This window comes from Mucilaginibacter sp. 3215 (assembly GCF_050433785.1).
GTDB lineage: Bacteria > Bacteroidota > Bacteroidia > Sphingobacteriales > Sphingobacteriaceae > Mucilaginibacter.
The window spans coordinates 75,346-99,067 of the sequence record NZ_JBNPWO010000010.1; the positions used below are offsets into that span (position 1 = coordinate 75,346).

A 23,722-nucleotide genomic window follows, 5' to 3' on the forward strand; every position below is an offset into this window, starting at 1 on the left:
AATAATACCTTTATGCAGTTGTTTCAATCGTTTTGATCATTTGGTGAATAACATCGGGAGCACCGGCATCAAACCAAACAAAATCTTTATCTTTTCTGAACCAGGTAAGCTGCCTTTTGGCGAAACGCCTGGTATTTTGTTTTATAAGCAGAAGGGCTTCATCAAGGCCGGTCTTGCCATCAAAGTAATCAAACAGCTCAGAATAGCCCACTGTATTTAAAGCATTAAGTTGACGGTAGGGAAGGAGGTTTTTTACTTCTTGAATCAGGCCTTGTTTAGCCATCAGATCGACGCGCAGGTTTATACGTTCATACAATTTTTCGCGGGGCATATCAAGTGCCAGTTTGATAATATTAAAAGGTCTTTTATTTACAGTAGCGTTGCGGTAAGATGAAAACGGTTTGCCTGATGTTTCAAAAACTTCCAACGCCCTGATGATACGCTGAGGATTATTAAGGTCGACCTGGGTATAATAATCCGGATCGACCTGTTGTAGGTGTTTTTGTAATGTTGTAATTCCTTCGTTTTCCAGTTGCCGGTTTAGTTTTTCACGTACTGAAATATCGGCTACGGGCAAGTCATCAAAGCCTTCACAAATAGCTTTAATGTACAAACCTGATCCTCCCGCCAGGATCACCTTATCATGTACTTTAAATAGTTCATCTAAAAGCGCAAGCCCCTGCTTTTCAAAATCGCCAACAGAAAAACTTTCGGATATGGAGTGCGAATTGATAAAGTAGTGTTTGGCCGCAACCAACTCGCTTTCATCGGGTTTGGCAGTGCCAATACTCATCTCCCTGAAAAATTGCCTCGAATCGGCAGAAACCACTACAGTATTGAACTGTTGCGCTAACTTAATGGCTGCAACTGTTTTCCCTACTGCCGTGGGGCCGGCAACTACAATGAGGGTTTTATTACCCTGCGTCATGTTCATAAGCCTACGCTTTACTCATATCAAAAATGTCGGTAACTAAATATACTTCGTCCCGAACTTATTCTTTACATCGGCCACAACCTGTTTGATGTTCTGTTCCTGGTCGCGGGGGCAAATGAGCAGGGAGTTGTTTGATTCTACCACGATATAATCATGCAGGCCCTGCAATATTACCAGTTTTTCGCCCGGCACGTTTACCATGCAGTTTGAAGAGTCATACATGATCACTTTTTCGGCGGGGATAACGGCATTACCTACATAATCCTTTTCGGCAAGGTCATATATTGATGCCCAGGTACCCAGATCGCTCCACCCAAAATCCGAAGGTAGTACATACACATTATCTGCTTTTTCCATAATGCCGTAATCTATCGAGATATTAACGCATTGCTGGTAAATGTTATGTACATGCGGCTTTTCATTATCCGAGTTATAAACCGGCCTTGCCTCAGCAAAGATCTCATGCATTTCGGGCAGATACTGATTAAAGGCCTTAACAATAGTTTTGGCCGACCAAACAAAGATGCCTGCATTCCATAAAAAGTCGCCGCTTTGAATAAAGGTTTTAGCTATTTCAAGAGTTGGTTTTTCGGTAAAGGTTTTTACCTTATGAAACTCATCATTGATAACGTTATCAGTGTATTGGATATATCCGTAACCGGTATCTGGCCTTGATGGTTTAATGCCCAGGGTTATCAGGTAGTCATTTGAAGCGGCGGTCTGCAATGATTTTTCGATAGCGGCAACAAAAGCATCTTCATCCAGGATCTGCTGATCAGAAGGGGCTACAACAATAGCGGCATCGGGGTTAAGGCTTTCAATTTTAAAACAGCCATAGGCAACACAAGGTGCCGTATTACGCATTACCGGTTCGGTAAGGATCTGCTGATCCTCCATATCGGGCAATTGTTGTTTTACCAGTTTGGTGTAGTTTTCGTTAGTAACAACGTAAATATTTTCTTTGGGGCAAACTTTCAGGAAACGTTCGTAGGTGTTTTGTATTAAGGTTTTACCGGTACCGAGTATATCTATAAACTGTTTGGGGTGCGATGTACGGCTTATCGGCCAAAAGCGGCTTCCAATTCCTCCGGCCATAATTATGGCATAGTAATTTTTGTTATTCATTGATAAATGGGGGTAAATTATTATGAGCTGGTTAAAGTAACAAAACAAGTGAGGTGACCTAACATAAAAAACGAGTATATAAATTATATACTCGTTTTTTGTGATTTAATAATCATCGCTACCGCCGCGGCCAGGCTTTTCATCATCATCAAAGCCTTCATCATCGCTAAATTCATTGCCGAATTCATCTTCCTCCTCTTCTTCTTCACCACCGCTGTGTTTTTCTTCCGGCAGATCATCGGTATCTGTAACTTCCGAAAAATCTTCGGCATCCTCCGGGTTAAAGGCCATTTCGTTCAAAAAGTCGAAATCTTCGGTAACAGGCGGTAAAACGGTAGCATTAAATGAGTTGCCAAATTGTTTTGGGGCCTCGCCAACTGATTTTACAACGGCAGGGTAGGTAGTACCTGGTGTTTCATCTAAAATGATCTTCATCAGTTCAACATGAAAATCAAACGGACGATCGAAATTAAATGTATAGTAAAATTTTTGGTGCGGATCATCAATAAAACTCAACAGCTTTACTTTATTCATTAATGATACACCACGGTCAATACGCCTTTGGTTAGGCAGGTAAGTTATTTCTTCACCCTTGGTCCATTGGTCATTGCTAATATAAAATGATGAAGAAAATTCCGGATTATACCCGGTTGACTGATGAATTGCGCGGTGAAGGTCTTCGAAAGTTTGATTTGATTTTACATCAATTTCTCTCATAACGTCATCGTAGTCTTCAAAAGTAACCCTGAACCTGTATACTGCCATTGCTTATTGTAGATTTTGGACAAAAATAATAATGTTTTAATTTAATTTGGGGTAGTCACAACTTTTAAGCCAATTTCAAGGCCTTTGCTTATTGTAAAGCTTAATGCGGCCTCACGACTGTTGGGAATTTCGCCTTCCAAGATGGCTTCGCGGATCTGATTTTTGATTATTCCTACTTCCCGGCCTTCTTTTATCCCAAACATGGTCATGATATCGTTACCGGTAACCGGCGGTTGCCAGTTACGGATACTATCGCGCTCTTCAACATCTTTTAATTTTTGTTGAACAAGCTCAAAATTGTTACGATATTTTTTAACCTTATATTCATTTTTGGTGGTGATGTCTGCTTTACACAACAACATGAGTGCCTCAATGTCATCTCCTGCCTCAAAAAGCAAACGCCGCACGGCCGAATCGGTAACTATGGATTGTGAAAGTACGATGGGCCTTAAATGCAGCTGCACCAACTTTTGAACCTGCTTCATTTTTTCATTCAGCGGCAGCTTAAGCTGCGCAAAGATCTTGGGCACCATGCGTGCGCCGCGGTCTTCATGGCCATGAAAGGTCCAGCCGTGGCCGGGCTCAAAACGTTTGGTGGCTGGTTTGGCTATGTCATGCAGTATAGCAGCCCAGCGTAACCACAGGTCGTCAGTAGTTTCGCAGATGTTGTCAAGTACCTGTAGTGTATGGTAAAAGTTATCCTTATGGCCTTTGCCATCTACATAGTCAACCCCGTAAAGGGCTACCATTTGCGGGAAGGTTTTATGCAACAGCCCGGTATCAAACAGGTAATTAAAACCTATTGATGGTACCGGCGACAAGATGATCTTGTTCAGTTCATCGGTAATCCGCTCCTGCGATATGATACTGATCCTGTCGGCCGTGGTTTTAATGGCTTCAACAGCGATATCATCAATCCTGAAATTGAGCTGAGTGGCAAACCTGATGGCCCGCATCATACGCAGCGGATCATCAGAAAATGTTTCGTTAGGGTTAAGCGGCGTACGGATCAGCTTATTTTCCAGGTCGGCAATGCCGTTAAAGGGATCAAGTAACTCGCCAAATGAATCGGGGTGCAGTGAAATGGCCAGCGCGTTGATGGTAAAATCGCGGCGTTTCTGATCATCTTCCAAAGTGCCATTCTCCACAATTGGCTTGCGCGAGTCGCGGCGGTACGATTCCTTGCGGGCGCCAACAAACTCTATCTCCAGATCGCGGTATTTGAGTGAAGCTGTACCGAAGTTTTTATAAACCGCCAGTTTAACTTTAAGTGTATTGGCAACAATTTCGGCAAAAGCTATCCCATTGCCAATAATTACGATATCAATATCCTTCGACGGGCGGTTCAGGAAAATATCGCGCACAAAACCACCAATGGCATAGGCCTGTACGTTTTGTTCGCCCGCTAAACGGGATATAACAGAAAATACGGGATGCCTGAGGTGTTGTTGCATAGTTTGATGCTTAAAAATGCTGATAAGGGTACAAAGGTAAGATTAATTGGTAAAATGCCCCGGTAAAGTCAAAAGTCTTAAGTGGGAAGTCTTAAGTGGAAAGTCCTAAGTATCTTTCCGCTCAATAAACAAAATTTTCAGACTTCAGACTTTGGACCTCATACTTCCGACTTTCTGCACGATGGGGGGTTAACAGGGTTAACATAATTTAAATTATTTTGATTTAAATAATTGATAGTCAATATATTGAATATATAGAGGGGTTACGCCAAAGATTTTCCAAAAATGTTTCTGTCAAAAGATATTTTCAAAAATGCCTTTTTAACTAATTACTAATCTCCAACCTCTAATCTCTCGTTAACGACGCAAAAACTCAAACCTGCCATCAGGGGCCAACCTCATGATGGTTGACGGTGTTTTGATCTCTTTGCTATGCTGCTCTAAATCAACTACATAATCAACGCCATCAATAATTTCCTGATCTATTTGCGAAAAATACTGTGGCGAAGGTTTCCCGCTGAAGTTAGCTGATGTTGAAACCAATGGTTTGCGTAAACGCTGAATCAACTGCTGGCAAAAAGGCGTGTCTTTTACAACCCTGATCCCCACGCTGCCATCGGCGGCAATTAATGCCGGAGAAATGTTTTTAGCACCCGGCATTACCAGTGTTAAAGGGTTTTCGGCATATTCAATCAGTTCAAAGGCCAGCGGGTTTACTTCACTGATATAGCTTTCCAGCTTGTTTTCAGTATCCAGCAAAATGATCATGCTTTTGGCCTCATCGCGCTGTTTCAGGCGGTAGATCTTTTGAATGGCTTCGGTGTTGGTGGCGTCACAGCCGATGCCCCAAATGGTATCGGTAGGATAAAGGATGATGCCACCCTCTTGTACAATTTTAAAAGCCTTGGCTACTTCGTCTCTAAGCATGGTTCAAAATGTTTTGGTAAAGCTGCATTAATTGCCGGCTTAATTTATCATCGGTAAAATTGGCTGCGTAAGCGCGGCCTTTGGTGATCATGGTTTGCCTTAAGCCCTCATCATTAAGTACCCGGTTTAGTTTTTCGGCAAGACCGGTATCATCATCAGGGTTCACATAAAGGCTGCCCGGCCCGCCTGCTTCTTCAAGGCAGGAGCCTGTTGCTGCTATAACCGGCGTGCCGGAGTTTAAAGCTTCTAACACGGGTATACCAAATCCTTCGTACCGTGAAGGGTAAACAAATACCGACGCCAGCTGGTAAACAGCCGGTAACTCTGCAAATGTAACGTCTTTTAAAAATATTACCCGGTGGTTTAAGTTATTAGCCGTTATATACGTTTTAACCAATTCTGTGTATTGGGTTTCTTTGCCAATTACCACCAGTGTTATGTCATCGATATTTTTTAACGCCTTAACGTTTAACAGCAGGTTTTTACGTTCTTCAATAGTGCCAACACTTAAAATAAAACGGTTTGGCAGGTTATATTTTTCTTTTACTGCCGATTTTTGCGCGGCGGTTTGTTCAATTGCAAACGAAGGGTCACATCCCTGGTAAATGACTTCGATTTTTTCTGGATCAATGCCAAGCAGTTCAACAAGGTCATCTTTTGTTTTCTGACTTATGGCGATGATTTTGTCGGCAACGCGGCAGGCATGTTTAACCTTTGCCAGGTAAATGCGGTAATTAATTGCACCAAACTGTTTCGGGTACCGCATAAAAATAACGTCGTGCACCGTAACAACCGACTTGATGCCGCTTGCCTGAATACCTGAAGGCAACTCATGGCTTAAACCATGATATAGTTCAATGCCGTCGCGTTTAAGATCTTTAATAATTCCCTTGCTGCGCCACCATGAGGTAAACCATTTACTTTTAGGAATTGCGGTGCGGATGTTAGGATAATCGCCAATAAAATTAAGCCGGGGATTGGCTTTTGCCTTTGGCGTATATAAATATAAAGTATTGATCGGATTGAGCGATGCTACGCCTTTAATTAACCAGCGGCTGTAATTGCCTAAGCCCGTGTTATTATAAAAAGCCCGTTTAGCATCGTATCCTATCTTCATTTTGAGTCTTAAGTCGGAAGTTTTAAGTTCTTAAGTCGCCTATTAACATTTAAAGCCATAAATGAAGGTGGATTAAATACCCAACAATCACTTATGACTTTAAACTTACGACTTCAGACTATATTATACCGCTACGTTGTTTTCACGCAGGGCGTCATTTAATGACGTTTTTTTGTCGGTTGATTCCTTACGTGTACCGATAATCAGGGCGCAAGGCACCTGGTATTCGCCGGCTGCAAATTTTTTGGTATATGAACCTGGAATTACTACCGAACGGGCAGGTACACGGCCTTTATATTCAATTGGAGTACTGTGGGTAACATCAATGATTTTGGTTGATGCTGTTAATACCACGTTTGCGCCTAATACGGCTTCGTGTTCAACATGTACACCTTCAACAACAATGGCACGTGAGCCAATAAAGCAGTTATCTTCAATAATAACCGGGGCAGCCTGCAACGGCTCCAGCACACCACCAATACCAACACCACCGCTTAAGTGTACATGTTTACCAATTTGTGCGCATGAACCTACAGTGGCCCAGGTATCAACCATAGTACCTTCATCAACATAAGCACCAATGTTTACGTACGATGGCATCATGATAACACCTTTGGCCAGGTGGGCACCGTAGCGGGCAATACCATGTGGTACCACGCGAACGCCGGTTTGTTTGTAATCAGTTTTGAGTTTCATTTTGTCATGAAAAACAAAAGGCCCGGTCTTAATTTCTTCCATCTGCCTGGTCGGGAAATACAAAACAACCGCCTTTTTAATCCACTCATTTACATGCCAGCGTGTGCCAATAGGTTCGGCCACACGGATCTCGCCTTTGTCCAAACGGTCAATAACGGTTTCAATGGCGTTGGTGTATTCATTATAGTTCAGCAGGTTCCTGTCTTCCCAGGCCTCTTCAATCAGTTTTTTAAGATCTTGCATTGGTGAAATTAACTTTTGGCAAATTAAAGGATTTTTAAGGAAATATGTTTTAAAAGATTGTATATCATGAAGTGAAAGGGGATTCAATCAGGATTTGAAACAAAGCAGGTAATCAAATAGAATTATACCACCGGTTGACTTTGGTTTAACGCTGTATGAACGCAATAGCGGGAAATATGTAAGTATAATTGACGTGTTGCGTATAATATTTTGACTTACAGCGCATTGGTTTTCACACATGTATACAATATGCGGGCAATCCGTTAATAGGGTATAAAAAGACGTTAAGTAAGTCTTAATTTTATATAAACGGAAACCAACGTTTAAACTAATTAGGTGTCAAAGCCTTCCGGACAGCGAGTGTCGGGGAGGCTTATTTTTTGTGATCGTTTTTTGGATAATAATTTATAAAAAAAATAAACAATAGCATTTTATTCAGCGTATAAATATTTTCTTATATCAATCTCTTAAATTACAGGAGGTTGATATGGCTATTTTTACTTTTTAATTGATTATAAACCCTGATTATCCCCTAAAGTATGACCCCATTTGTCCTAATTGCCATTATTTTACTTGGCCTGGCATTGCTGCTTATTTTTGGCGTTTTGTTTTTTAGCTTTCTCAAATACATCCAAAGGCGCTATTATCCACACTGGAAATTCCCTGATTATATCAGCGTTGGTTATGCCGAATACCTTTATCGGAAATTTGTGAAAAGGGATTTGCCAAAATAAGTTTTGCGCAGCTGATTTGTCGCATATTTAAAAATGCGTTAATTAGCACTATGGCAGTAAATCGAAACTTTTATAAAGATGTACTTTTCGGTGTCGCTATCGGTGATTCACTTGGTGTTCCTGTTGAATTCAGGTCGAGAGAAAACATCGCTCAAAAGCCGGTGACTGACATGATAGGTTTTGGCACTTATGATCAGTTGCCCGGCACATGGTCTGACGATAGCTCGTTGACTTTTTGCCTTGCTGATGTTTTGGCAGATGGTTACGATCTGCAAAAAATTGCGAATAGTTTTGTTAACTGGCTATACGACGCGCAATGGACAGCACGGGGAGAGGTATTTGATGTTGGCATTGCTACCCGGGCTGCAATTGAAAGGGTTTTACGCAAAGCGAGGCCGGATTTAGCCGGTGAATTCGATGAATCATCAAACGGTAATGGTTCATTGATGCGGATCCTGCCTTTGTTATTTTATATTAAAGATAAGTCGGTAAAGGAACGTTTTGCGATTGTAAAAGAAGTATCATCTATAACTCATGGGCATGTACGTTCGGTAATAGCCTGTTTCTACTACCTTGAATTTGCCCGGAAATTGCTTACTAATGCCAACGCATTAGCTGCTTATCATGAAGCAAATACTGAGGTAAGAACATTTTTAGCTGGCACAACCATCAATCCAGATGAGTTAGCCTTGTTTAACAGGTTGCTGAATAATGATATTCACGAACATCCTGTAAATGAAATCCAAAGTAGCGGTTACGTGCTGCATACACTTGAAGCGGCAATTTGGTGTTTGTTAACCACAACAAGCTATAGCGAAGCCGTGTTAAAAGCAGTAAATTTGGGGCTCGATACCGATACAACCGGCGCAGTTACCGGCGGGTTGGCCGGTTTGCTTTATGGCATTGAAAGTATTCCCGAACACTGGATACTTATGATTGCACGTAAAAATGATATTGATGAATTGGCCCAACGCCTGGCCGATAAATATAAAAGGAAATGATAAATGGCCGAAAAAGAAAAACTTAGAATAGATAAATACCTGTGGGCCATCCGCGTTTTTAAAACACGCACACTGGCTTCTGATGCTTGTAAAGCTGGCCGCGTAAAACTGGATGGTAAAAATATAAAACCATCGTACGAGGTAAAAATTGGCGATGTTTACCAGGTAGCTAAGGGTATAGAGCGCAAGGTAGTGAAGGTAACAGGTCTGCTCGAAAACCGGGTTGACGCCAAAACGGCTGTGAATTTTTATGAAGATATAACCCCGGTTGAACAAACCCAGGCATTTAAATCAATGTTTCACGCCCCGATACTTAAGCGAGATCGTGGTACTGGTCGCCCTACCAAGGCAGACAGGCGCGAAATTGATGACCTGAAAGATAATTTTTTTGAGGAAAAAGAAGAGGGATAGCCCAACCCAACCCTCCCCTAAAGGGAGAGGGCTTCTGAAAGCCGGATAATGTATTGTAAAAGTCTTCCCTTTAGGGGAGATTTAAGGAGCAACTTAATAATGTTCCCTATGCTCGGTTGTTTCCCAAAGTTTAAAGGCGGTTAATGCTTCATCCCGAAGGATCTGCACGAAAGGAAGTTTGCGTTTATCCATTGGGTTTTCCAATTCATCGTAAATAAAATGATCGTCGAACCCTATTGCGGCGGCATCGGCTTTGGTATTGGCGTAATAAATTTTATCAATACGGGCCCAGTAAATGGCGCCCAGGCACATGGGACAGGGCTCACAGCTGGTATAAATTTCACAACCCGCTAAGTTATAGGTTTCCAACTCCTGGCAGGCCAGGCGGATCACCGAGACTTCGGCATGTGCGGTAGGGTCATTAGTGGACACAACACGGTTGGCACTGCGGGCTACTATCATGCCATCCTTAACAATTACAGCCCCAAAAGGGCCGCCTATTCCGCGCTTTACATTGTCTTCGGCCAGCTCAATAGCTATGCGCATAAATTTTTCGTGTGCCGTATTTTCCATATTGTCCTAAATTAAAAAACCTCAACCGAAGTTGAGGTTTTAATTTGAAAATGTGTCAATTTGAATATTTGAAAATGACTTGTAATTTTCAAATTACTACATCATCAAATTTTCAAATCGTATATTATTTTTTGTCTTTAGCGTAAGCTTCGTTAAGGCGTTTGGCAACGTCAACGGTAACATCTAAAGATGGATCACCATACAATACGGTTGGATTGGCTTTTGAATAGGTTAACACCAGTTTGTAGCCTTTTTCTTTAGCATAACCTTTTACAAAGTCGGCAATTTTATCATACAGTTTAGCATTTTCAGAGGCTTGCTCGTTTTGGAACTCGGCACCTGCATTTTGAGAGTAGCCTTGTAATTCCTGTTGTTTACGCTGTAACTGTTGTTCGGTGGCCTGGCGCTGATCGGCAGGCATGGTAGCCTGATTTTTCTGGTACTCGGCAACCTGGCGCTGAAAAGCCTGACCGCGGTTTTGCAGATCGGTTTGTGATGCTTTGCCTTTTTCTTCAAGGCGTTTTGACATATCCTTAAAGTAATCGTACTTGTTTAATAAAGAGTCAGAGTTTACATAAACAATGGTTTCTTTATCAGGCGTTGCCGCAGTTGTTGAAGCAGCCGGTTTATCGGCGGTTTTATTTTGGTTACAAGCGGCAACGCTACCTGCAATGGCTAATCCTAAAGTAAGCTTGGTTAAAATTGAAGCACTGGTTTTCATTATCTCAATAAAAATATTATAAAATTTTGACAAAGATAATCTTTCATTGCAAGTATCCTAATTTTAGATGAGGTGATTTTGGGAGCAAACAGATGTGCAAATTTCAAATTACAAATATGCAGATGGGATTTATTGTGATGGCTTGGAGGATTTTAATTTGCGCGCAAAGCCACAAGCGGCAAAGTCTTTCTTATCCACTACGGTCCTCGTTTTACGGCATTTTGCATTATGAGAGTGGATACCGGCCATGAGCGTATTGCCAGCAGGCGTATGCGCGGATAGCGGCCGCAGGTAACTCCATTAATGATTTTGAATATCGGATTTTTAATTTCAGATTTCTGAACCTGACTTTTTATTGGCAGGGTTTGAAATGTGACAAGTTCTACAAAATTAGAGTTCAGACGAAGTATTCTGTTAATCCTAAAATCCTGTAAATTCTGATTCTGACAACTCTCCACAACTGTACTTTTATCCACAAATAATCGTTAATACGGGGTATTTTTTGTAATTTTGAAGATTGTTTCATTAAATAAATATGAGCGAAGAAATTCAGGATAAATCCAATTATTCAGCAGATAACATACAGGTTTTAGAAGGTTTAGAGGCGGTACGTAAGCGTCCGTCGATGTACATTGGGGATACAGGTGTTAAAGGTTTGCACCACCTTGTATATGAAGTAGTTGATAACTCTATCGACGAAGCCCTTGCCGGTTATTGCGATGATATAAAAGTTACTATACATGTTGGTAATTCCATAACCGTATCAGATAACGGTCGTGGTATTCCTACAGGTATCAATACAAAAGAAGGTAAATCGGCGCTTGAAATTGTAATGACCGTTTTGCACGCCGGTGGTAAATTTGATAAGGATACTTATAAAGTATCCGGCGGTTTACACGGTGTGGGTGTGAGTTGCGTTAACGCATTATCAACCCATGTGAAGACCCTTGTGCACCGTGAAGGCAAGATCTTTACCCAGGAATACGAACGCGGCAAGCCAATGTTTGATGTTAAGGAAATTGGCGTATCTGATAAAACAGGTACTATTCAAACCTTTCAGCCCGATCCGGAGATTTTTACTACCACTACAGAGTATAAATATGATACGCTTGCTGCCCGTTTGCGTGAACTGTCGTTCCTGAACAAAGGCATTCGCCTGAGTTTAACCGATGAGCGTGAAACCCAGGAAGATGGTACTTTCCGTAGCGAAGAGTTTTTCTCAGAAGGTGGTTTGCGCGAGTTTGTTAAGTTTTTGGACGGAACACGTACATCGATCATCCCCGAGCCCATTTATGTAGACGGTAATAAGGGAGGTATCCCGGTTGAGCTTGCCCTGCAGTATAATGATACTTACAGCGAGAATGTTTTTTCGTACGTAAATAACATTAACACCATTGAGGGTGGTACACACGTAGCGGGCTTCCGTCGCGGTTTAACCCGTACCTTAAAAGCCTATGCAGATAAAGAGGGCCTGCTGAAAAACGTGAAAGTTGAGATCAGCGGCGATGACTTCCGCGAAGGATTAACTGCTATTATATCAGTAAAAGTGCAGGAGCCTCAGTTTGAAGGCCAAACCAAAAGTAAGTTGGGTAACAACGAGGTGATGGGCGCGGTTGACGTGGCTGTGGGGGAAATTTTGGGTAACTTTTTAGAAGAGAACCCTAAAGAAGCCCGCCTGATTGTAAATAAAGTGATCCTTGCCGCTACTGCGCGTGCCGCCGCCCGTAAAGCGCGCGAAATGGTACAGCGCAAGAGCGTGATGACAGGCTCTGGATTACCGGGCAAACTGTCTGATTGTGCCAATAGCGATCCAACCCTTTGCGAGTTATTTCTTGTCGAAGGTGACTCGGCGGGTGGTACCGCCAAACAGGGCCGTAACCGCGAGTATCAGGCTATTTTACCATTGCGTGGTAAGATCCTGAACGTGGAGAAAGCCATGGAGCATAAAATTTACGAAAACGAAGAGATCAAGAACATGTTTACCGGTTTGGGCGTAAGCCGCGGTACGCCTGAAGATGATAAAGCCCTTAACTTAACCAAGCTCCGTTACCATAAGATCATTATCATGACGGATGCCGACGTGGACGGTTCGCACATTACCACGCTGATCCTTACCTTCTTTTTCCGTTACATGAAGGAGCTGGTTGAGGCTGGTTACGTATATATTGCCTCGCCGCCGCTTTACCAGGTTAAAAAAGGTAAGGAGTACGAATATTGCTGGAACGATGTACAGCGCGATGCCGCTATCCAGCGCCTTAAAGGTGCGGGCAAAGAAGACAGTGTACACGTACAACGCTACAAAGGTTTGGGTGAGATGAACGATATCCAGCTTTGGGATACTACCATGAACCCCGCTACCCGCACGCTTAAACGTGCTACCATTGAAAACGCCGCCGAGTGCGACCATACCTTCAGCATGCTGATGGGTGATGAGGTTGCTCCGCGCCGCGAGTTCATTGAACGCAACGCTAAATACGCTAAGATAGATTCATAAGCCCCCCCGACCCCTGAAGGGGAGAGATGGTTGATACATTTTTAAGGCCCGCTTCTTTTTGAAGCGGGCCTTTTTTGCAGGAGCTTGTACCCATCCGGTTTTGGCAGGGCGTATTTAAATCCATTTTGCCGGAGTTGTTGTAATCGCTAACTTTAATTATGGAATATTACGATAACCGGGTTGATGCCTACATCGAAAAATCGCCCGAATTTGCGAAGCCGATTTTAAACTATCTGAGAGCTGTGGTGCATGAAGCCTCGCCTATGATAATTGAAACCATGAAATGGAGCATGCCTTTTTTTGATTATAAAGGTGTGGTTTGCAATATGGCTGCTTTTAAACAGCATTGCTCATTTGGTTTTTGGAAGGCATCGTTATTATACGACCCACAAAAGGTATTGAGCCTGGCTGATCAGGCTGCAGGTAGCTTCGGCCGCCTGACCAGTATTGATGACCTTCCTCCAAAGGAAGTACTTGTTGAGTTTATACAACAGGCGATTGCTTTAAATGAGGACAATAAACCGAGGCCGGCTTCCCAAAAAAAGTCGCCCGCCCAACGCGAGGAGCTGGTAGTACCTGACTACTTCGTGAAATTTTTAGAAGCCCATCCGCAAGCCTGGTTAAACCTTAATCAATTCAGCTACTCGCAGAAAAAAGAGTATATTGAATGGATAACCGAAGCCAAAACCGAGGCCACCCGCCTTAAGCGTATGGAAACCGCCACTGAGTGGCTTACTGAAGGTAAATCAAGGCACTGGAAGTACAAGTAAATTCCAAATACCGAATATTAAACTTAACGCTTATGTTTTTCATCGATCTTAAGTATATCGCCCCTCTTGAAGAGATTGATGCTTATATGGAAGTCCATCTGAAGCATCTTAATAAATATTATGATGAAAAGGTATTTGTTGTTTGGGGGCCTAAGGTGCCGCGCACGGGTGGGGTAATCCTGGCCTTTGCAGGCTCAAAGGAGCAAATAGAGAAGATCATTACCGAAGATCCCTTTTACAAGCATAAACTTGCTGAATTTACCGTCACCGAGTTCTTAACTCCCGTGTATCACCCAGATTTAACGGCACTGCTGGACGGTGCAGAATAGGTTTAGTTTATTTTATCCAGCCGGGTTGGTTTTTCATTTGGAAAGCTGAAAACCATGTACATTTTGTTGCCGTCTGTATTGAAAGTAATATCGGCCCGTTCATTTTCATACATAAAGAACGACGCTTTTGCATATGGTACAATTACCATTGGTATTGCATCATTTTGGACGAAGTATAGCTTGCCTTCAGCAACATAAGTCTTGAATTTGTTTTTTTCATCGCCTGCTATCTGGTAATTACCTGCATATTGTTCCAATTGCTTTGCTGGTATATTAATAGCCTTATGCTGTTTGCAATAAGCAAATTTTATTGCGTTTTGCATTACTTGCGCCAATGCTGCCCCATGCCCGGCATTTGGGGTGATTGCGGTAGCAATATCAAGCCCTTTACAATGCTGGTTTTCCATGTAGATTTTAAAATCCTGAATATTTTTGCTGGTTAAGAGCTCAAAAGAACCTACGCCTAAAAATACCCTGCAGTTAATGTCATGATTGTTGGCGAAGTATTTTTTAGCGGAAGGGATCAGTTCACTGCCGCTATTACCAGGCGCTCCAATAAAGACCATGTTAAATAGGTTGGGGTGTTCAAACAATACCATAGTAGTGAACATGCCACCAAACGAATAGCCATATAAGGCTTTATTATCGGTTACACAGTATTTACTTTGTATAAAAGGAATTACTTCCTGCTCAATAAATGATATGAACTTTGGTCCGCCGGTTGCGGGGTTAAGGTCGCGGCTGCGTTGATTTAGGCGGCTGCCGTAACCAATGCCTACAATGAGTGCTTCGGTGGTTTCATAATCCTGCCGGAGCATGTTGAAACAGTTCATGGCAACGGTCATGTTCCAGTCGCCATCGGTCATGTACAACACCGGGTATTTGGTTTTGGTAGTATCATAGCCCGGGGGAAAATGTACGTAGATGGTATAATCTTCGCCAATAACTGTTGAGTGATAGTCCCATTGCACCATGTCTTTGTCAGTAAAAGGGGCGGGGGTATCGCTTTTAACCTGCGCGGCAGCAATGTTTGCGAAAAAGATAAAAGCAAGTAGATAGAGGCTGGCCCTGATACTTTGTTTCAACATGGCGTGTGGTTATATAAATTAAGATAGTCTTAATTTACAAAAGGTTACAGCGTTGCTGAAATAAAAAAGAAAAACCAGGAAAGGAATTTTCATTCTCCCTTTAGGGGGGGCAGGGGGCTAAAAATCCAAAGGCCCCAGCCTTTTCATATTTTTCATAATAAGATATTGCCTGTGCCTTAAATATTTGGTTGGGTTGGTAGCCGACCATTTTAGCGGGCTTGGGAAAATCACTGCTATGGCGGCAGCTTCCTGCCGGGTTAAATCGGAGGCCGGTTTGTGGAAATAAGCCTGCGAAGCAGCCTCAACACCGTATATGCCATCGCCCATTTCAATCTCGTTCAGGTAAACCTCCATGATGCGTTTTTTGCTCCAAAAGGTTTCTATCAATATGGTAAAATAAGCTTCGATGCCTTTACGGAGTATGGAACGGCCTTCCCAAAGGAAAACATTTTTGGCTACCTGCTGTGATATGGTACTGCCGCCAATTAGTTTTTTGCTGTGCGAGTTTTTTTCGATAGCTTTTTCGATGGCGTTAAAATCGAAGCCGTGATGCTCTAAAAAGGTCTGGTCTTCGGCAGCAACGGCAGCGCGTTTCATATTGTCGGAGATCTCGTCAAAATCTTTCCACTTTTTATCGATCTTCCATTCCTTACCTGCCGATTTACGCTGGAAGCCGCGTTCGATCATTAACCAGGTAAAAGGAGGGTTTATAAAACGGTAGCCAATTACACCCAAAAGACTTAACCCAAAAAACAAGATGAATATCAGTTTAAAAATCCTGAATATCAATTTAGGGATGCCATAAAACTTTGAATCCGATTTTGAATTCCGTTTGCCCAACGTTGTTTTTTGGTTGTTTTTGCCGAAGAATTTGAACACAGTTATAAAATATTTCCTGATAAAAGAAGAGGGCGTTTCGCTTTAGCAAAACACCCTCTAAAATTCTAAAATTTTTCCAGAAATCCGAAATCGAAACTCCGAATTCCGAAATATAATTATTCCGCTACTACTGCAAACGGAACCTGTACTTTAACTTCTTTATGCAGGTTGATGTTGGCAACATACTCACCAACAAATTTTGGCTCCTGGTCAAAAGTGATACGACGACGGTCAACTTCAAAACCTTCTTTTTTCAATGCATCAGCAATTTGAATAGTGTTGATAGCACCGAAGATTTTGCCTGTTTCGCCGGCTTTAGCACCAATGTTAAGTTTAACACCTTCTAAACGTGCTGCAATAGCATCAGCATCCTTGCGGATTTTTTCTTGCTTAAATTGAGCTTGTTTAAGGTTTTCGGCTAAAACTTTACGTGCGCTTTCAGTAGCTAATATGGCGTAGCCTTTTGGTAAAAGGTAGTTACGGCCATAACCTGGTTTCACATTTACGATATCGTCTTTATCACCCAGGTTTTTTACATCTTGTTTTAAAATAATTTCCATTTCTTAAATCTCCTATTATTTTAATGAATCTGTAACGTAAGGTAATAAACCGATGTGGCGTGCGCGTTTAACAGCCTGGGCCACTTTACGCTGAAATTTTAATGAAGTACCGGTTAAACGGCGTGGTAATACTTTACCTTGGTCGTTAATGAACTTCAATAAAAAGTTTGCGTCTTTGTAATCAATATACTTGATACCGTTCTTTTTGAAACGGCAGTATTTTTTACGGTTATCCTCCACTTTTGGAGCGGTAACGTATTTAATTTGTTCGTTAGCCATTAGTTTGCTGCCTCCTCTGCTTTAGCTGCTGGTTTTTTGTTAAAAGCACCGCTACGTTTTTTGTCATTGTAAGCAATGGCATGTTTATCCAAAGCAATGGTCAGGAAACGCAAAACACGCTCATCGCGCCTTAACTCTATCTCCAATTTGTTAATTAATTCACCCGGAGCCTTAAATTCAGTTAAGTGATAGTACCCTGTAGTTTTCTTTTGAATTGGGTACGCTAATTTTCTCAAACCCCAATTATCCTCCTGGACAATTTCGGCTCCGCCATCAGTAAGAATTTTGCTGTATTTGGCATTTGCCTCTTTAGCAGTCTCTTCTGAAAGCAACGGGGTTAGAACGATCACGATTTCGTACTGTTGCATTATACTTGATTTTTAATTATTTACCCGCTATAACGGGGCTGCAAATGTAGAGGTAATTATTGAAACAATCAAATGTTTTTAGATGAAATGCTACGTGTATAACAGCAAATTAGCCCGGCAACGCTATATTAGCAGCTAAATTAATATTATGAAAAAGAACCTGCTCCTTTTTATCGCATTTTTTTTAACAACAACCAGTGCAATAAAAGCACAAACAATAGGGCCCGCGCAACAACGCCTGCTTGATTCGCTTTGTAAAGAATTGTCCAAAATTGATGTGGCGAAGATATCTACCAAACAGGCAGCCAATGATGCTTTTGAAAAGTGTTTTGAAAACCATGCCGACTTGCTGCTGGATGTAGCCAAAGAGCAAAATGTTGAGGTAACCGATGAACCGGCAATGAGTAAAGTAGGCGTGGAGATTGGTAAAAACCTGATGAAGCAAAAATGCGGATCTTTTATGCAACTGGCTATGAAAATGGGAAAGGATGACGATGCTGAGGATACCGGTACCCAGGTTACTACCGGCGTATTTAAACGGATTGATACAAAGGGATTTAATTATATTGTTATAACAGATAAGGCGGCGTCCGAAAAATCATTTATCTGGCTCAGGCAGTTTCCCGGGTCTGAGAAATTTATGGATGCTCCACTGGCTAAACTTGCCGGTAAAAAACTGCAGATAACCTGGAAGGATATGGAAGTGTATCTGCCGCAGGCTAAAGGGTATTATACAGTAAAGGAAATAGTATCGATAGATATTTTGTAAACAAGGAAGAGATTGTGTTGATAAAAACAATATTTTTTCTAAAACTTATGGCATAGCTTATGGTTTTACTTTGAAACTCATAAGTTATGCAACCCGCAACTATTCAAGCCGGAAAAGGAATAAGTAATCCGCTTACTTTCGATGAGATCTTAATGTATGGCGGAGGGGATGATCCCCTTGAAGGCGATTGGGACGACCAGGAAGATGAGGATTTTGATGATATCCTTGAGGATAAAGAAGATATGCATGAATTACAGGTTGACGGCAATATCGGCGAGCCCGACCCCGAAGATGATGATCATTTGCCTGATGATGATATTTAATATATTATGTGCTAAGTCTTGTTTGTTTGACTGTAACATATTAAGCTTTTTTTTGCTTATTCCTGTTTATTTCCCGTTGTTGTCTTAAAAAGACAATCAGAGCAGCTTGTTCTCTGAGCTGAGTTAAACCAAAATTGCGTAACAATCATAACGCATGCTCTTTGGTGTCTATTTTTTTCTCCATGATTTAATTTTTTTCGATCTGAGTTTCATTGATTTAAACGGATAGTTAAATTTAATTTGAAGTTAAAATACGAATAATGTAATTTATTTGCTATAATTACGATTGTTTTTGTATTGTCAATAGTATTATTGGTGTGATTTTAATAAAAAAACAATATTATTTTTAATAAATTATCATTTTTTGTTATTTGAAATTAATCGTTAGCCGAAACTGTCTGTTATGAAAAAATTAGTCGTCTTGTTGCCGATATTATTATCTTTTTTTTTAGCAAAAGCACAAAATCAGGATGTGCATATTAGCCTGGAGGCCCAGGGCATTGCCACTACCAATAATTCAGTGCCATTTTGGTTACGGTCAAATCAGTTTGGCAGTATTCCGTTATCAGGAGGTTCGGGAAGTTTGATCGGGAAAATTCGGAAAGATTATGATACAACAAAAACCTATGGCTGGGGATTTTCATTTGAAGGACGTGGTAACGTAGGTAAGGGGAGCAATTTTTTGCTTATTGAAGGATTGATCAAAGCTCATGCAGGTATTTTTGAACTGAAAGCAGGTCGGTCAAAAGATATTGTAGGACTCGTAGATTCGAGCCTGTCATCGGGAGCCTTTTCTATATCGGGGAATGCTTTAGGAATTCCTAAAATAAGTATCAGTATACCCAATTATTATAGTATTCCCGTTTTTGGTAAGTTATTTGCTGTTAAAGGCTCCCTTGCAAATGGATACGCCGGAAGAATCTCATCAAACTACCGGGACAAGGATATAAACTTTAAGAGTTATTATCTCGAAAATTACCTGTATGTCAAAATAGGCAAACCTAACTGGCGTTTGAAATTTGAAACCGGATATAATCACCAGGCCTTGTGGGGGGAAGAAAAACGGGTTTTTGGCCCATGGTTCAACCTGTCCGGCGCAGAAACTTACTGGTATGTGTTTACAGGGAAGGTGTTTAACCATTCGAAGGTAGGTAATCACCTCGGGTCGTTGGACGTGGGGGCCGAATATAAATTTGACGCGCTTACCCTGAAGCTTTATCGTCAAAATTTTTATGATAAAGGAGGGCTCGGGTCGCTTGCTAATATTAAGGACGGCCTAAATGGTATTAGTTTTACTAATAACCAGGCCGGATCAGGTAATTTTGTTTGGAAAAAGCTATTGTTTGAGTTTTTATATACTGCTAACCAGGCGGGCACTCCAGATTCTAAAATTACGAATTCAGGCGCAGAGGATTACTATAATAATTACGAGTATGTAGAAGGGTGGTCATACAAAAATATTGCTTTGGGTTCGCCATTTATTACAACTACGGTAGATGCAAGAGCCGATGTGGGCCGTTATCAACGGCAGTTTTTTATAAATAACAGGTTGTATGCTTTGCACGGTGCAGCGCAGTTTTATGCATTTAAATGGAATTATATTGTTAAAATGTCCTATTCACATAACCTGGGTACATTTCAAACCGGCACCGGGCCTTTCAGGTGGGTAGGCGGTCAATTAACAAAACCAATTAATCCAGGTGCGTTTGGTGAAATAAACCAGCTATCATTTTATTTTGGAAGTTCGAGGCCATTGAAAAATGGCTATAGCATAGGTTATGATCTGGCATATGATAATGGAGAATTATTATATAATTCTTTTGGTATTATATTGAAACTTTCAAAGTCGTTTATGTAACAAACATTGGTTTAAGGTTTTTTTAAATAAAGATAAGTGGCACATGTGTAAAAAAAATTAGCAAAACCGCTCTTTCACCAAATCTAATTTCTCACTACCTTAGCACTTGTGGATAATTTCATTGTTTCGGCCCGTAAGTACCGCCCGGCTACTTTTGAAACCGTTGTTGGTCAGCAACATATAACCAATACGCTCAAAAACGCTATAAAAAATAACCAGCTGGCGCAGGCATTTTTGTTCTGTGGGCCGCGTGGTGTGGGTAAAACTACCTGCGCGCGGATTCTGGCTAAAACCATTAACTGTACCAATTTGCAGCCCAATGGCGAAGCCTGCGGCGAATGCGCTTCATGCAAGGCTTTTGAAAACGGAAATTCTTTTAATGTTCATGAGCTCGATGCTGCTTCAAACAATTCTGTTGATGATATCCGCAGTTTGATTGAACAGGTACGGATCCCGCCACAGGCGGCACGGTATAAGGTTTATATTATTGATGAGGTGCACATGCTATCGCAGGCGGCGTTCAACGCTTTCCTGAAAACATTGGAAGAGCCGCCTCATTATGCCATATTTATATTGGCCACTACCGAAAAACATAAGATCCTGCCAACCATTCTTTCGCGCTGCCAGATCTTTGACTTTAACCGTATCCGGGTTGAGGATATGGCCAATCACCTGGCATCAATTGCCGGTAAGGAAAACATAGGTTATGAACCCGACGGTTTGCACATCATCGCACAAAAAGCCGATGGTGGTTTGCGCGATGCGCTTTCAATGTTCGATCAGATTGTAAGCTTCTCGGGTGGCAAAGTTACTTATCGTTCGGTTATTGATAACCTGAACATACTTGATTACGATTACTACTTTAATATAACCGAAAGCCTGCTTAAGGAAGATACTGCAAAAGTATTGTTATTTTTTGACGAGATCCTTTCGCGGGGGTTTGATGGTGCCCATTTTATAGCCGGGCTTTCCGAACATTTCCGGAACCTGTTAGTTGGAAAAGATCAATCAACATTGAAATTGCTTGAAGTAAGTGAAGGAATAAAAACAAAATACCTGCAGCAATCCCAGCAGGCATCGGTGTCGTTTTTGCTCTCGGCCATGAATATTGCCAACCAGTGCGATATTAGTTATAAGCTCAGCAAAAATCAACGACTCCAGGTTGAACTGGCATTACTCAAGATGTGCCACCTGCCATCGGTGTTTAACCTGGCAACCACACCACTCACTGTAACTTCCGCGACCGACGGGGGATTAAAAAAAAAACCTGATACCTCAGCAATAGCACCTGTTAATAGTGCACCGGTAAGTCCTGCTGTATCAATAGCAAGTGAGGCCGCACCTGTATACAACGTTCCGGTAAAAGAAACTGCAATACCGGCTGCACAGGTAAAAGAAGCCCCGCCCGCTGAAAAGCCTAAGGTGATAATGCCTTTGCGCAGCACGCTCACTCCTTCGTTAACCGGAGAGGTGAAAACGCCTGAAGCTTTACTTGAAGAAGAAGACCCTTATTTAAAAGGTGAGGATAAGGAAGATTTTACCATGGATGCCTTTTTGCAATGCTGGAGCGACTTTGCCGCATTTGCAAAAAAGGAAGGAAAAAAAACTTTGCTAACCGTTCTTACGTCTGGTGCTCCGCGCATGCTAAAGCCTTATGTTTTTGAGGTAATAGTAGGTAATATGGTGCAGGAAAATATTTTCAGGGATGAAAAGCCTATTATGCTCAACTACATGCGCAGTGCACTTAAAAATTTTACTATTGAAGTAAATGCCCGGGTTGACGAACAAAAGGTGGTACGTAAGCCTTATACCGCGCCCGAAAAGTTTCAGCATATGGCAGCCCGCAACCCGCAATTGCTGGAGTTGAAGAGCCGGTTTAATCTTGACTTTGATTAATTTGGGGTTATGAACGCTGAGCTGTGAACTTGATTAAAATCCACAACTCAGCAGTTAATAAATTATCTCAGGGGTTCCTGTCATTTTTGGGGTATCCCTCTTCGTCAAGGTCATCCCGGTCATCTTCGGGAGTATGAGAAAGAGCGGCATCAACCGGATCAATCTCAACGCTTTCTCCGTTGTCAATGTGCATTCCCAACTCATCTACATCGGTTTCCAGGGAACGGTCTTCATCAAATTCGCCGTCAACATCGTAGGGATTTGCTTCATCATAAGTGGAGTTAAAATCTTCACCGTTTTTGGCTGTAGTGTGATACGGGTCTGGGTGGTCATAGTCCGGGTCATCACTTTTAACATCGTATTCGTAGCTGTTGTCGTCCGGATTATAGTTCAGGTTTTCCTCATCAATGGTTTCGCCCAGCTCATCTTTCAGTGTTTCGTCGCGATCAGGCAGATCATCGTTAAAGCCCGCATCGTCTATTTGATCGTTGTTCATAGGTTTGTACTTTTATTATATAAATATACGCAGTAAAAATCCTGCCAAAAAGCAAATCAACCAAAAAAAAAGATTTAGCCTAAGCTTAATAATGAATCTGTTTCCGGTAAGATGTAACACCACCAATGGCAAATTTAAAACCTAAAGTAACCTGCGAATATGCATCATTATGCGCACCAGCAACATATGCGTCAAGATTATCGCCCATAATAAAGTTGTATTGGTAACCCAGGTCAATTTTAACCGCAGGCTGGTTGTAACTGTTAAACAGCTTAAACTCATAACCCAGCCTTAGCGGTATAAATATTTCATTTGTTTTAGGTTCGTAGGGCAATACCTGGTCATGCTCCAATAAAAGCGCATCATTCGTTCTGTATACAACATTATTATTAATGTATCCCAAGCCCGATGACAGGTAAAGGTTTTTAAAAGCATTGGCTATGGTACTTCTCGAGTAGTCAATTAATTCGCCTGCCTGTACCTGCACCCTGAAAGAGTAAGCACTGAAATGGTTTTCAAATTGCCTTTGTGTACTTGTAGCCGGCGAACCGCCTTTTAAACGGCCTACCTCCACATTAAATACATAATTTACAAACGGGCTTTGATTGTAAGTAAAGTTAAGATTTATAGAAGGTGTTGTTTTTAAGGTTTGTACATCGGTCGAACTGGCCTGGTTGATACCTGCGGCAAAGCCAACATCATATTGTGCATAATCAAAGCCTATTTGGGCTTTGGCTAAAAAAGATACAGAACACAAAAGGATTATAACGGAGGCTTTTAGTATGGATTTTATCATAAATAAACTGCAGCACCTGTATAAAAGGAGCTTGTTTTATGGTAAGCGTTTTATTTTATAAAAATAGCACCAAAGTTTATAAAAACAACAATGCCAGTGTTAATAATTGTCATTAT

The 23,722-nt window shown here is 41.5% G+C and carries 26 protein-coding genes; 10 read left to right on the forward strand and 16 right to left on the reverse strand.

Translation table 11 applies throughout. The annotated features are described in order from the left end of the window. Positions 1-10 precede the first annotated feature (10 nt). The 7 genes from miaA to ABIC84_RS17065 all read right to left on the reverse strand — a co-directional run bounded on the left by miaA (position 11) and on the right by ABIC84_RS17065 (position 7,261). On the reverse strand, positions 11-934 hold the full coding sequence (miaA, locus tag ABIC84_RS17035) for a tRNA (adenosine(37)-N6)-dimethylallyltransferase MiaA (RefSeq protein ID WP_429264319.1): 924 nt from the start codon (positions 932-934) through the stop codon (positions 11-13). A gap of 36 nt (positions 935-970) precedes the next feature. Then, positions 971-2,059: a mannose-1-phosphate guanylyltransferase gene (locus tag ABIC84_RS17040; RefSeq protein WP_426585187.1), complete on the reverse strand. Its 1,089-nt coding sequence runs from the start codon at positions 2,057-2,059 to the stop codon at positions 971-973. A 105-nt stretch (positions 2,060-2,164) separates the two neighbouring features. Then, the gene (locus tag ABIC84_RS17045) at positions 2,165-2,824 is read right to left on the reverse strand and encodes an IS1096 element passenger TnpR family protein (RefSeq protein WP_426585189.1); all 660 of its coding nucleotides are present in this window, start codon (positions 2,822-2,824) and stop codon (positions 2,165-2,167) included. 41 nt (positions 2,825-2,865) lie between these two features. After that, complete coding sequence (locus ABIC84_RS17050; RefSeq protein WP_429264320.1) at positions 2,866-4,278, reverse strand: CCA tRNA nucleotidyltransferase; 1,413 nt, start codon at positions 4,276-4,278, stop codon at positions 2,866-2,868. 357 nt (positions 4,279-4,635) lie between these two features. After that, positions 4,636-5,205 carry an L-threonylcarbamoyladenylate synthase gene (locus ABIC84_RS17055; RefSeq protein WP_429264321.1) on the reverse strand — a complete coding sequence of 190 codons (570 nt, stop codon included), beginning with the start codon at positions 5,203-5,205 and terminating at the stop codon, positions 4,636-4,638. Further along, a complete protein-coding gene (locus ABIC84_RS17060; protein ID WP_429264322.1) occupies positions 5,198-6,322 on the reverse strand; it encodes a glycosyltransferase family 4 protein in 1,125 nt (374 codons plus the stop codon). Before ABIC84_RS17060 ends, ABIC84_RS17055 begins: the two co-directional genes overlap by 8 nt. 123 nt (positions 6,323-6,445) lie before the next feature. Next, on the reverse strand, positions 6,446-7,261 hold the full coding sequence (locus tag ABIC84_RS17065) for a 2,3,4,5-tetrahydropyridine-2,6-dicarboxylate N-succinyltransferase (RefSeq protein WP_426585195.1): 816 nt from the start codon (positions 7,259-7,261) through the stop codon (positions 6,446-6,448). 539 nt (positions 7,262-7,800) lie between these two features. Here ABIC84_RS17065 and ABIC84_RS17070 point away from each other — a divergent pair. The 3 genes from ABIC84_RS17070 to ABIC84_RS17080 are packed head-to-tail and all read left to right on the forward strand — an operon-like array spanning position 7,801 to position 9,407. Further along, positions 7,801-7,995 carry a hypothetical protein gene (locus ABIC84_RS17070; RefSeq protein ID WP_426585199.1) on the forward strand — a complete coding sequence of 65 codons (195 nt, stop codon included), beginning with the start codon at positions 7,801-7,803 and terminating at the stop codon, positions 7,993-7,995. Between the two features lie 50 nt (positions 7,996-8,045). Then, the gene (locus tag ABIC84_RS17075) at positions 8,046-8,996 is read left to right on the forward strand and encodes an ADP-ribosylglycohydrolase family protein (protein WP_426585201.1); all 951 of its coding nucleotides are present in this window, start codon (positions 8,046-8,048) and stop codon (positions 8,994-8,996) included. Between the two features lie 3 nt (positions 8,997-8,999). Beyond that, positions 9,000-9,407: an RNA-binding S4 domain-containing protein gene (locus ABIC84_RS17080; RefSeq protein ID WP_426585203.1), complete on the forward strand. Its 408-nt coding sequence runs from the start codon at positions 9,000-9,002 to the stop codon at positions 9,405-9,407. Positions 9,408-9,500: 93 nt separating this feature from the next. Here ABIC84_RS17080 and ABIC84_RS17085 read toward each other — a convergent pair whose 3' ends face one another. Next, on the reverse strand, positions 9,501-9,980 hold the full coding sequence (locus ABIC84_RS17085; protein ID WP_429264323.1) for a nucleoside deaminase: 480 nt from the start codon (positions 9,978-9,980) through the stop codon (positions 9,501-9,503). A gap of 124 nt (positions 9,981-10,104) precedes the next feature. Next, positions 10,105-10,701 (reverse strand): OmpH family outer membrane protein, encoded by a 597-nt coding sequence (locus tag ABIC84_RS17090; protein WP_426585207.1) that lies wholly within the window; start codon positions 10,699-10,701, stop codon positions 10,105-10,107. Positions 10,702-11,236: 535 nt separating this feature from the next. Here ABIC84_RS17090 and gyrB point away from each other — a divergent pair. The 3 genes from gyrB to ABIC84_RS17105 all read left to right on the forward strand — a co-directional run bounded on the left by gyrB (position 11,237) and on the right by ABIC84_RS17105 (position 14,294). Continuing rightward, entirely contained in the window at positions 11,237-13,195 is a 1,959-nt protein-coding gene (gene gyrB, locus ABIC84_RS17095) for a DNA topoisomerase (ATP-hydrolyzing) subunit B (protein ID WP_091166682.1), read from the forward strand. Between the two features lie 158 nt (positions 13,196-13,353). Next, on the forward strand, positions 13,354-13,965 hold the full coding sequence (locus ABIC84_RS17100) for a YdeI/OmpD-associated family protein (protein WP_429264324.1): 612 nt from the start codon (positions 13,354-13,356) through the stop codon (positions 13,963-13,965). Between the two features lie 32 nt (positions 13,966-13,997). Beyond that, positions 13,998-14,294 carry a YciI family protein gene (locus ABIC84_RS17105; RefSeq protein ID WP_426585213.1) on the forward strand — a complete coding sequence of 99 codons (297 nt, stop codon included), beginning with the start codon at positions 13,998-14,000 and terminating at the stop codon, positions 14,292-14,294. Between the two features lie 2 nt (positions 14,295-14,296). On the opposite strand, the gene ABIC84_RS17110 is transcribed toward ABIC84_RS17105, so the two are convergent. The 5 genes from ABIC84_RS17110 to rpsF all read right to left on the reverse strand — a co-directional run bounded on the left by ABIC84_RS17110 (position 14,297) and on the right by rpsF (position 17,468). Continuing rightward, positions 14,297-15,382 (reverse strand): alpha/beta hydrolase, encoded by a 1,086-nt coding sequence (locus tag ABIC84_RS17110; protein ID WP_429264325.1) that lies wholly within the window; start codon positions 15,380-15,382, stop codon positions 14,297-14,299. Positions 15,383-15,499: 117 nt separating this feature from the next. Next, positions 15,500-16,171 carry a monofunctional biosynthetic peptidoglycan transglycosylase gene (gene mtgA / locus ABIC84_RS17115; protein ID WP_218117281.1) on the reverse strand — a complete coding sequence of 224 codons (672 nt, stop codon included), beginning with the start codon at positions 16,169-16,171 and terminating at the stop codon, positions 15,500-15,502. A 206-nt stretch (positions 16,172-16,377) separates the two neighbouring features. Then, a complete protein-coding gene (gene rplI, locus ABIC84_RS17120; RefSeq protein ID WP_429264326.1) occupies positions 16,378-16,821 on the reverse strand; it encodes a 50S ribosomal protein L9 in 444 nt (147 codons plus the stop codon). A gap of 15 nt (positions 16,822-16,836) precedes the next feature. Next, entirely contained in the window at positions 16,837-17,100 is a 264-nt protein-coding gene (gene rpsR, locus ABIC84_RS17125; RefSeq protein ID WP_022833472.1) for a 30S ribosomal protein S18, read from the reverse strand. Continuing rightward, entirely contained in the window at positions 17,100-17,468 is a 369-nt protein-coding gene (gene rpsF, locus ABIC84_RS17130; protein ID WP_090528512.1) for a 30S ribosomal protein S6, read from the reverse strand. The genes rpsR and rpsF overlap by 1 nt, the downstream gene beginning before the upstream one ends. A 148-nt stretch (positions 17,469-17,616) precedes the next feature. Here rpsF and ABIC84_RS17135 point away from each other — a divergent pair, with 148 nt between their 5' ends. From ABIC84_RS17135 to ABIC84_RS17150, 4 genes are all read left to right on the forward strand, one after another. Further along, positions 17,617-18,237 carry a hypothetical protein gene (locus ABIC84_RS17135; RefSeq protein ID WP_429264327.1) on the forward strand — a complete coding sequence of 207 codons (621 nt, stop codon included), beginning with the start codon at positions 17,617-17,619 and terminating at the stop codon, positions 18,235-18,237. An 86-nt stretch (positions 18,238-18,323) separates the two neighbouring features. Further along, positions 18,324-18,560, forward strand: coding sequence for a hypothetical protein (locus ABIC84_RS17140; protein WP_426585221.1), 237 nt, complete (start codon positions 18,324-18,326; stop codon positions 18,558-18,560). 403 nt (positions 18,561-18,963) lie between these two features. Beyond that, complete coding sequence (locus ABIC84_RS17145) at positions 18,964-20,418, forward strand: capsule assembly Wzi family protein (protein WP_426585222.1); 1,455 nt, start codon at positions 18,964-18,966, stop codon at positions 20,416-20,418. Between the two features lie 108 nt (positions 20,419-20,526). Continuing rightward, on the forward strand, positions 20,527-22,314 hold the full coding sequence (locus tag ABIC84_RS17150) for a DNA polymerase III subunit gamma/tau (protein WP_429264328.1): 1,788 nt from the start codon (positions 20,527-20,529) through the stop codon (positions 22,312-22,314). 67 nt (positions 22,315-22,381) lie between these two features. Here ABIC84_RS17150 and ABIC84_RS17155 read toward each other — a convergent pair whose 3' ends face one another. Together ABIC84_RS17155 and ABIC84_RS17160 are read right to left on the reverse strand one after the other, a co-directional pair. After that, positions 22,382-22,810 (reverse strand): hypothetical protein, encoded by a 429-nt coding sequence (locus ABIC84_RS17155; protein WP_426585226.1) that lies wholly within the window; start codon positions 22,808-22,810, stop codon positions 22,382-22,384. 85 nt (positions 22,811-22,895) lie between these two features. Further along, the gene (locus tag ABIC84_RS17160; protein WP_426585228.1) at positions 22,896-23,606 is read right to left on the reverse strand and encodes a hypothetical protein; all 711 of its coding nucleotides are present in this window, start codon (positions 23,604-23,606) and stop codon (positions 22,896-22,898) included. Between the last annotated feature and the right edge of the window lie 116 nt (positions 23,607-23,722).

Coding starts and splice junctions, on each gene's coding strand:
- ABIC84_RS17155 (WP_426585226.1), bottom strand. CDS start 22,810: ATGAACAACGATCAAATAGACGATGCGGGCTTTAACGATGATCTGCCT.
- ABIC84_RS17065 (WP_426585195.1), bottom strand. CDS start 7,261: ATGCAAGATCTTAAAAAACTGATTGAAGAGGCCTGGGAAGACAGGAAC.
- ABIC84_RS17050 (WP_429264320.1), bottom strand. CDS start 4,278: ATGCAACAACACCTCAGGCATCCCGTATTTTCTGTTATATCCCGTTTA.
- ABIC84_RS17090 (WP_426585207.1), bottom strand. CDS start 10,701: ATGAAAACCAGTGCTTCAATTTTAACCAAGCTTACTTTAGGATTAGCC.
- ABIC84_RS17075 (WP_426585201.1), top strand. CDS start 8,046: ATGGCAGTAAATCGAAACTTTTATAAAGATGTACTTTTCGGTGTCGCT.
- gyrB (WP_091166682.1), top strand. CDS start 11,237: ATGAGCGAAGAAATTCAGGATAAATCCAATTATTCAGCAGATAACATA.
- ABIC84_RS17085 (WP_429264323.1), bottom strand. CDS start 9,980: ATGGAAAATACGGCACACGAAAAATTTATGCGCATAGCTATTGAGCTG.
- rpsF (WP_090528512.1), bottom strand. CDS start 17,468: ATGCAACAGTACGAAATCGTGATCGTTCTAACCCCGTTGCTTTCAGAA.
- ABIC84_RS17110 (WP_429264325.1), bottom strand. CDS start 15,382: ATGTTGAAACAAAGTATCAGGGCCAGCCTCTATCTACTTGCTTTTATC.
- ABIC84_RS17080 (WP_426585203.1), top strand. CDS start 9,000: ATGGCCGAAAAAGAAAAACTTAGAATAGATAAATACCTGTGGGCCATC.
- ABIC84_RS17105 (WP_426585213.1), top strand. CDS start 13,998: ATGTTTTTCATCGATCTTAAGTATATCGCCCCTCTTGAAGAGATTGAT.
- ABIC84_RS17070 (WP_426585199.1), top strand. CDS start 7,801: ATGACCCCATTTGTCCTAATTGCCATTATTTTACTTGGCCTGGCATTG.
- rpsR (WP_022833472.1), bottom strand. CDS start 17,100: ATGGCTAACGAACAAATTAAATACGTTACCGCTCCAAAAGTGGAGGAT.
- ABIC84_RS17055 (WP_429264321.1), bottom strand. CDS start 5,205: ATGCTTAGAGACGAAGTAGCCAAGGCTTTTAAAATTGTACAAGAGGGT.
- ABIC84_RS17145 (WP_426585222.1), top strand. CDS start 18,964: ATGAAAAAATTAGTCGTCTTGTTGCCGATATTATTATCTTTTTTTTTA.
- ABIC84_RS17160 (WP_426585228.1), bottom strand. CDS start 23,606: ATGATAAAATCCATACTAAAAGCCTCCGTTATAATCCTTTTGTGTTCT.
- ABIC84_RS17135 (WP_429264327.1), top strand. CDS start 17,617: ATGAAAAAGAACCTGCTCCTTTTTATCGCATTTTTTTTAACAACAACC.
- ABIC84_RS17045 (WP_426585189.1), bottom strand. CDS start 2,824: ATGGCAGTATACAGGTTCAGGGTTACTTTTGAAGACTACGATGACGTT.
- rplI (WP_429264326.1), bottom strand. CDS start 16,821: ATGGAAATTATTTTAAAACAAGATGTAAAAAACCTGGGTGATAAAGAC.
- miaA (WP_429264319.1), bottom strand. CDS start 934: ATGAACATGACGCAGGGTAATAAAACCCTCATTGTAGTTGCCGGCCCC.
- ABIC84_RS17060 (WP_429264322.1), bottom strand. CDS start 6,322: ATGAAGATAGGATACGATGCTAAACGGGCTTTTTATAATAACACGGGC.
- ABIC84_RS17140 (WP_426585221.1), top strand. CDS start 18,324: ATGCAACCCGCAACTATTCAAGCCGGAAAAGGAATAAGTAATCCGCTT.
- ABIC84_RS17100 (WP_429264324.1), top strand. CDS start 13,354: ATGGAATATTACGATAACCGGGTTGATGCCTACATCGAAAAATCGCCC.
- ABIC84_RS17040 (WP_426585187.1), bottom strand. CDS start 2,059: ATGAATAACAAAAATTACTATGCCATAATTATGGCCGGAGGAATTGGA.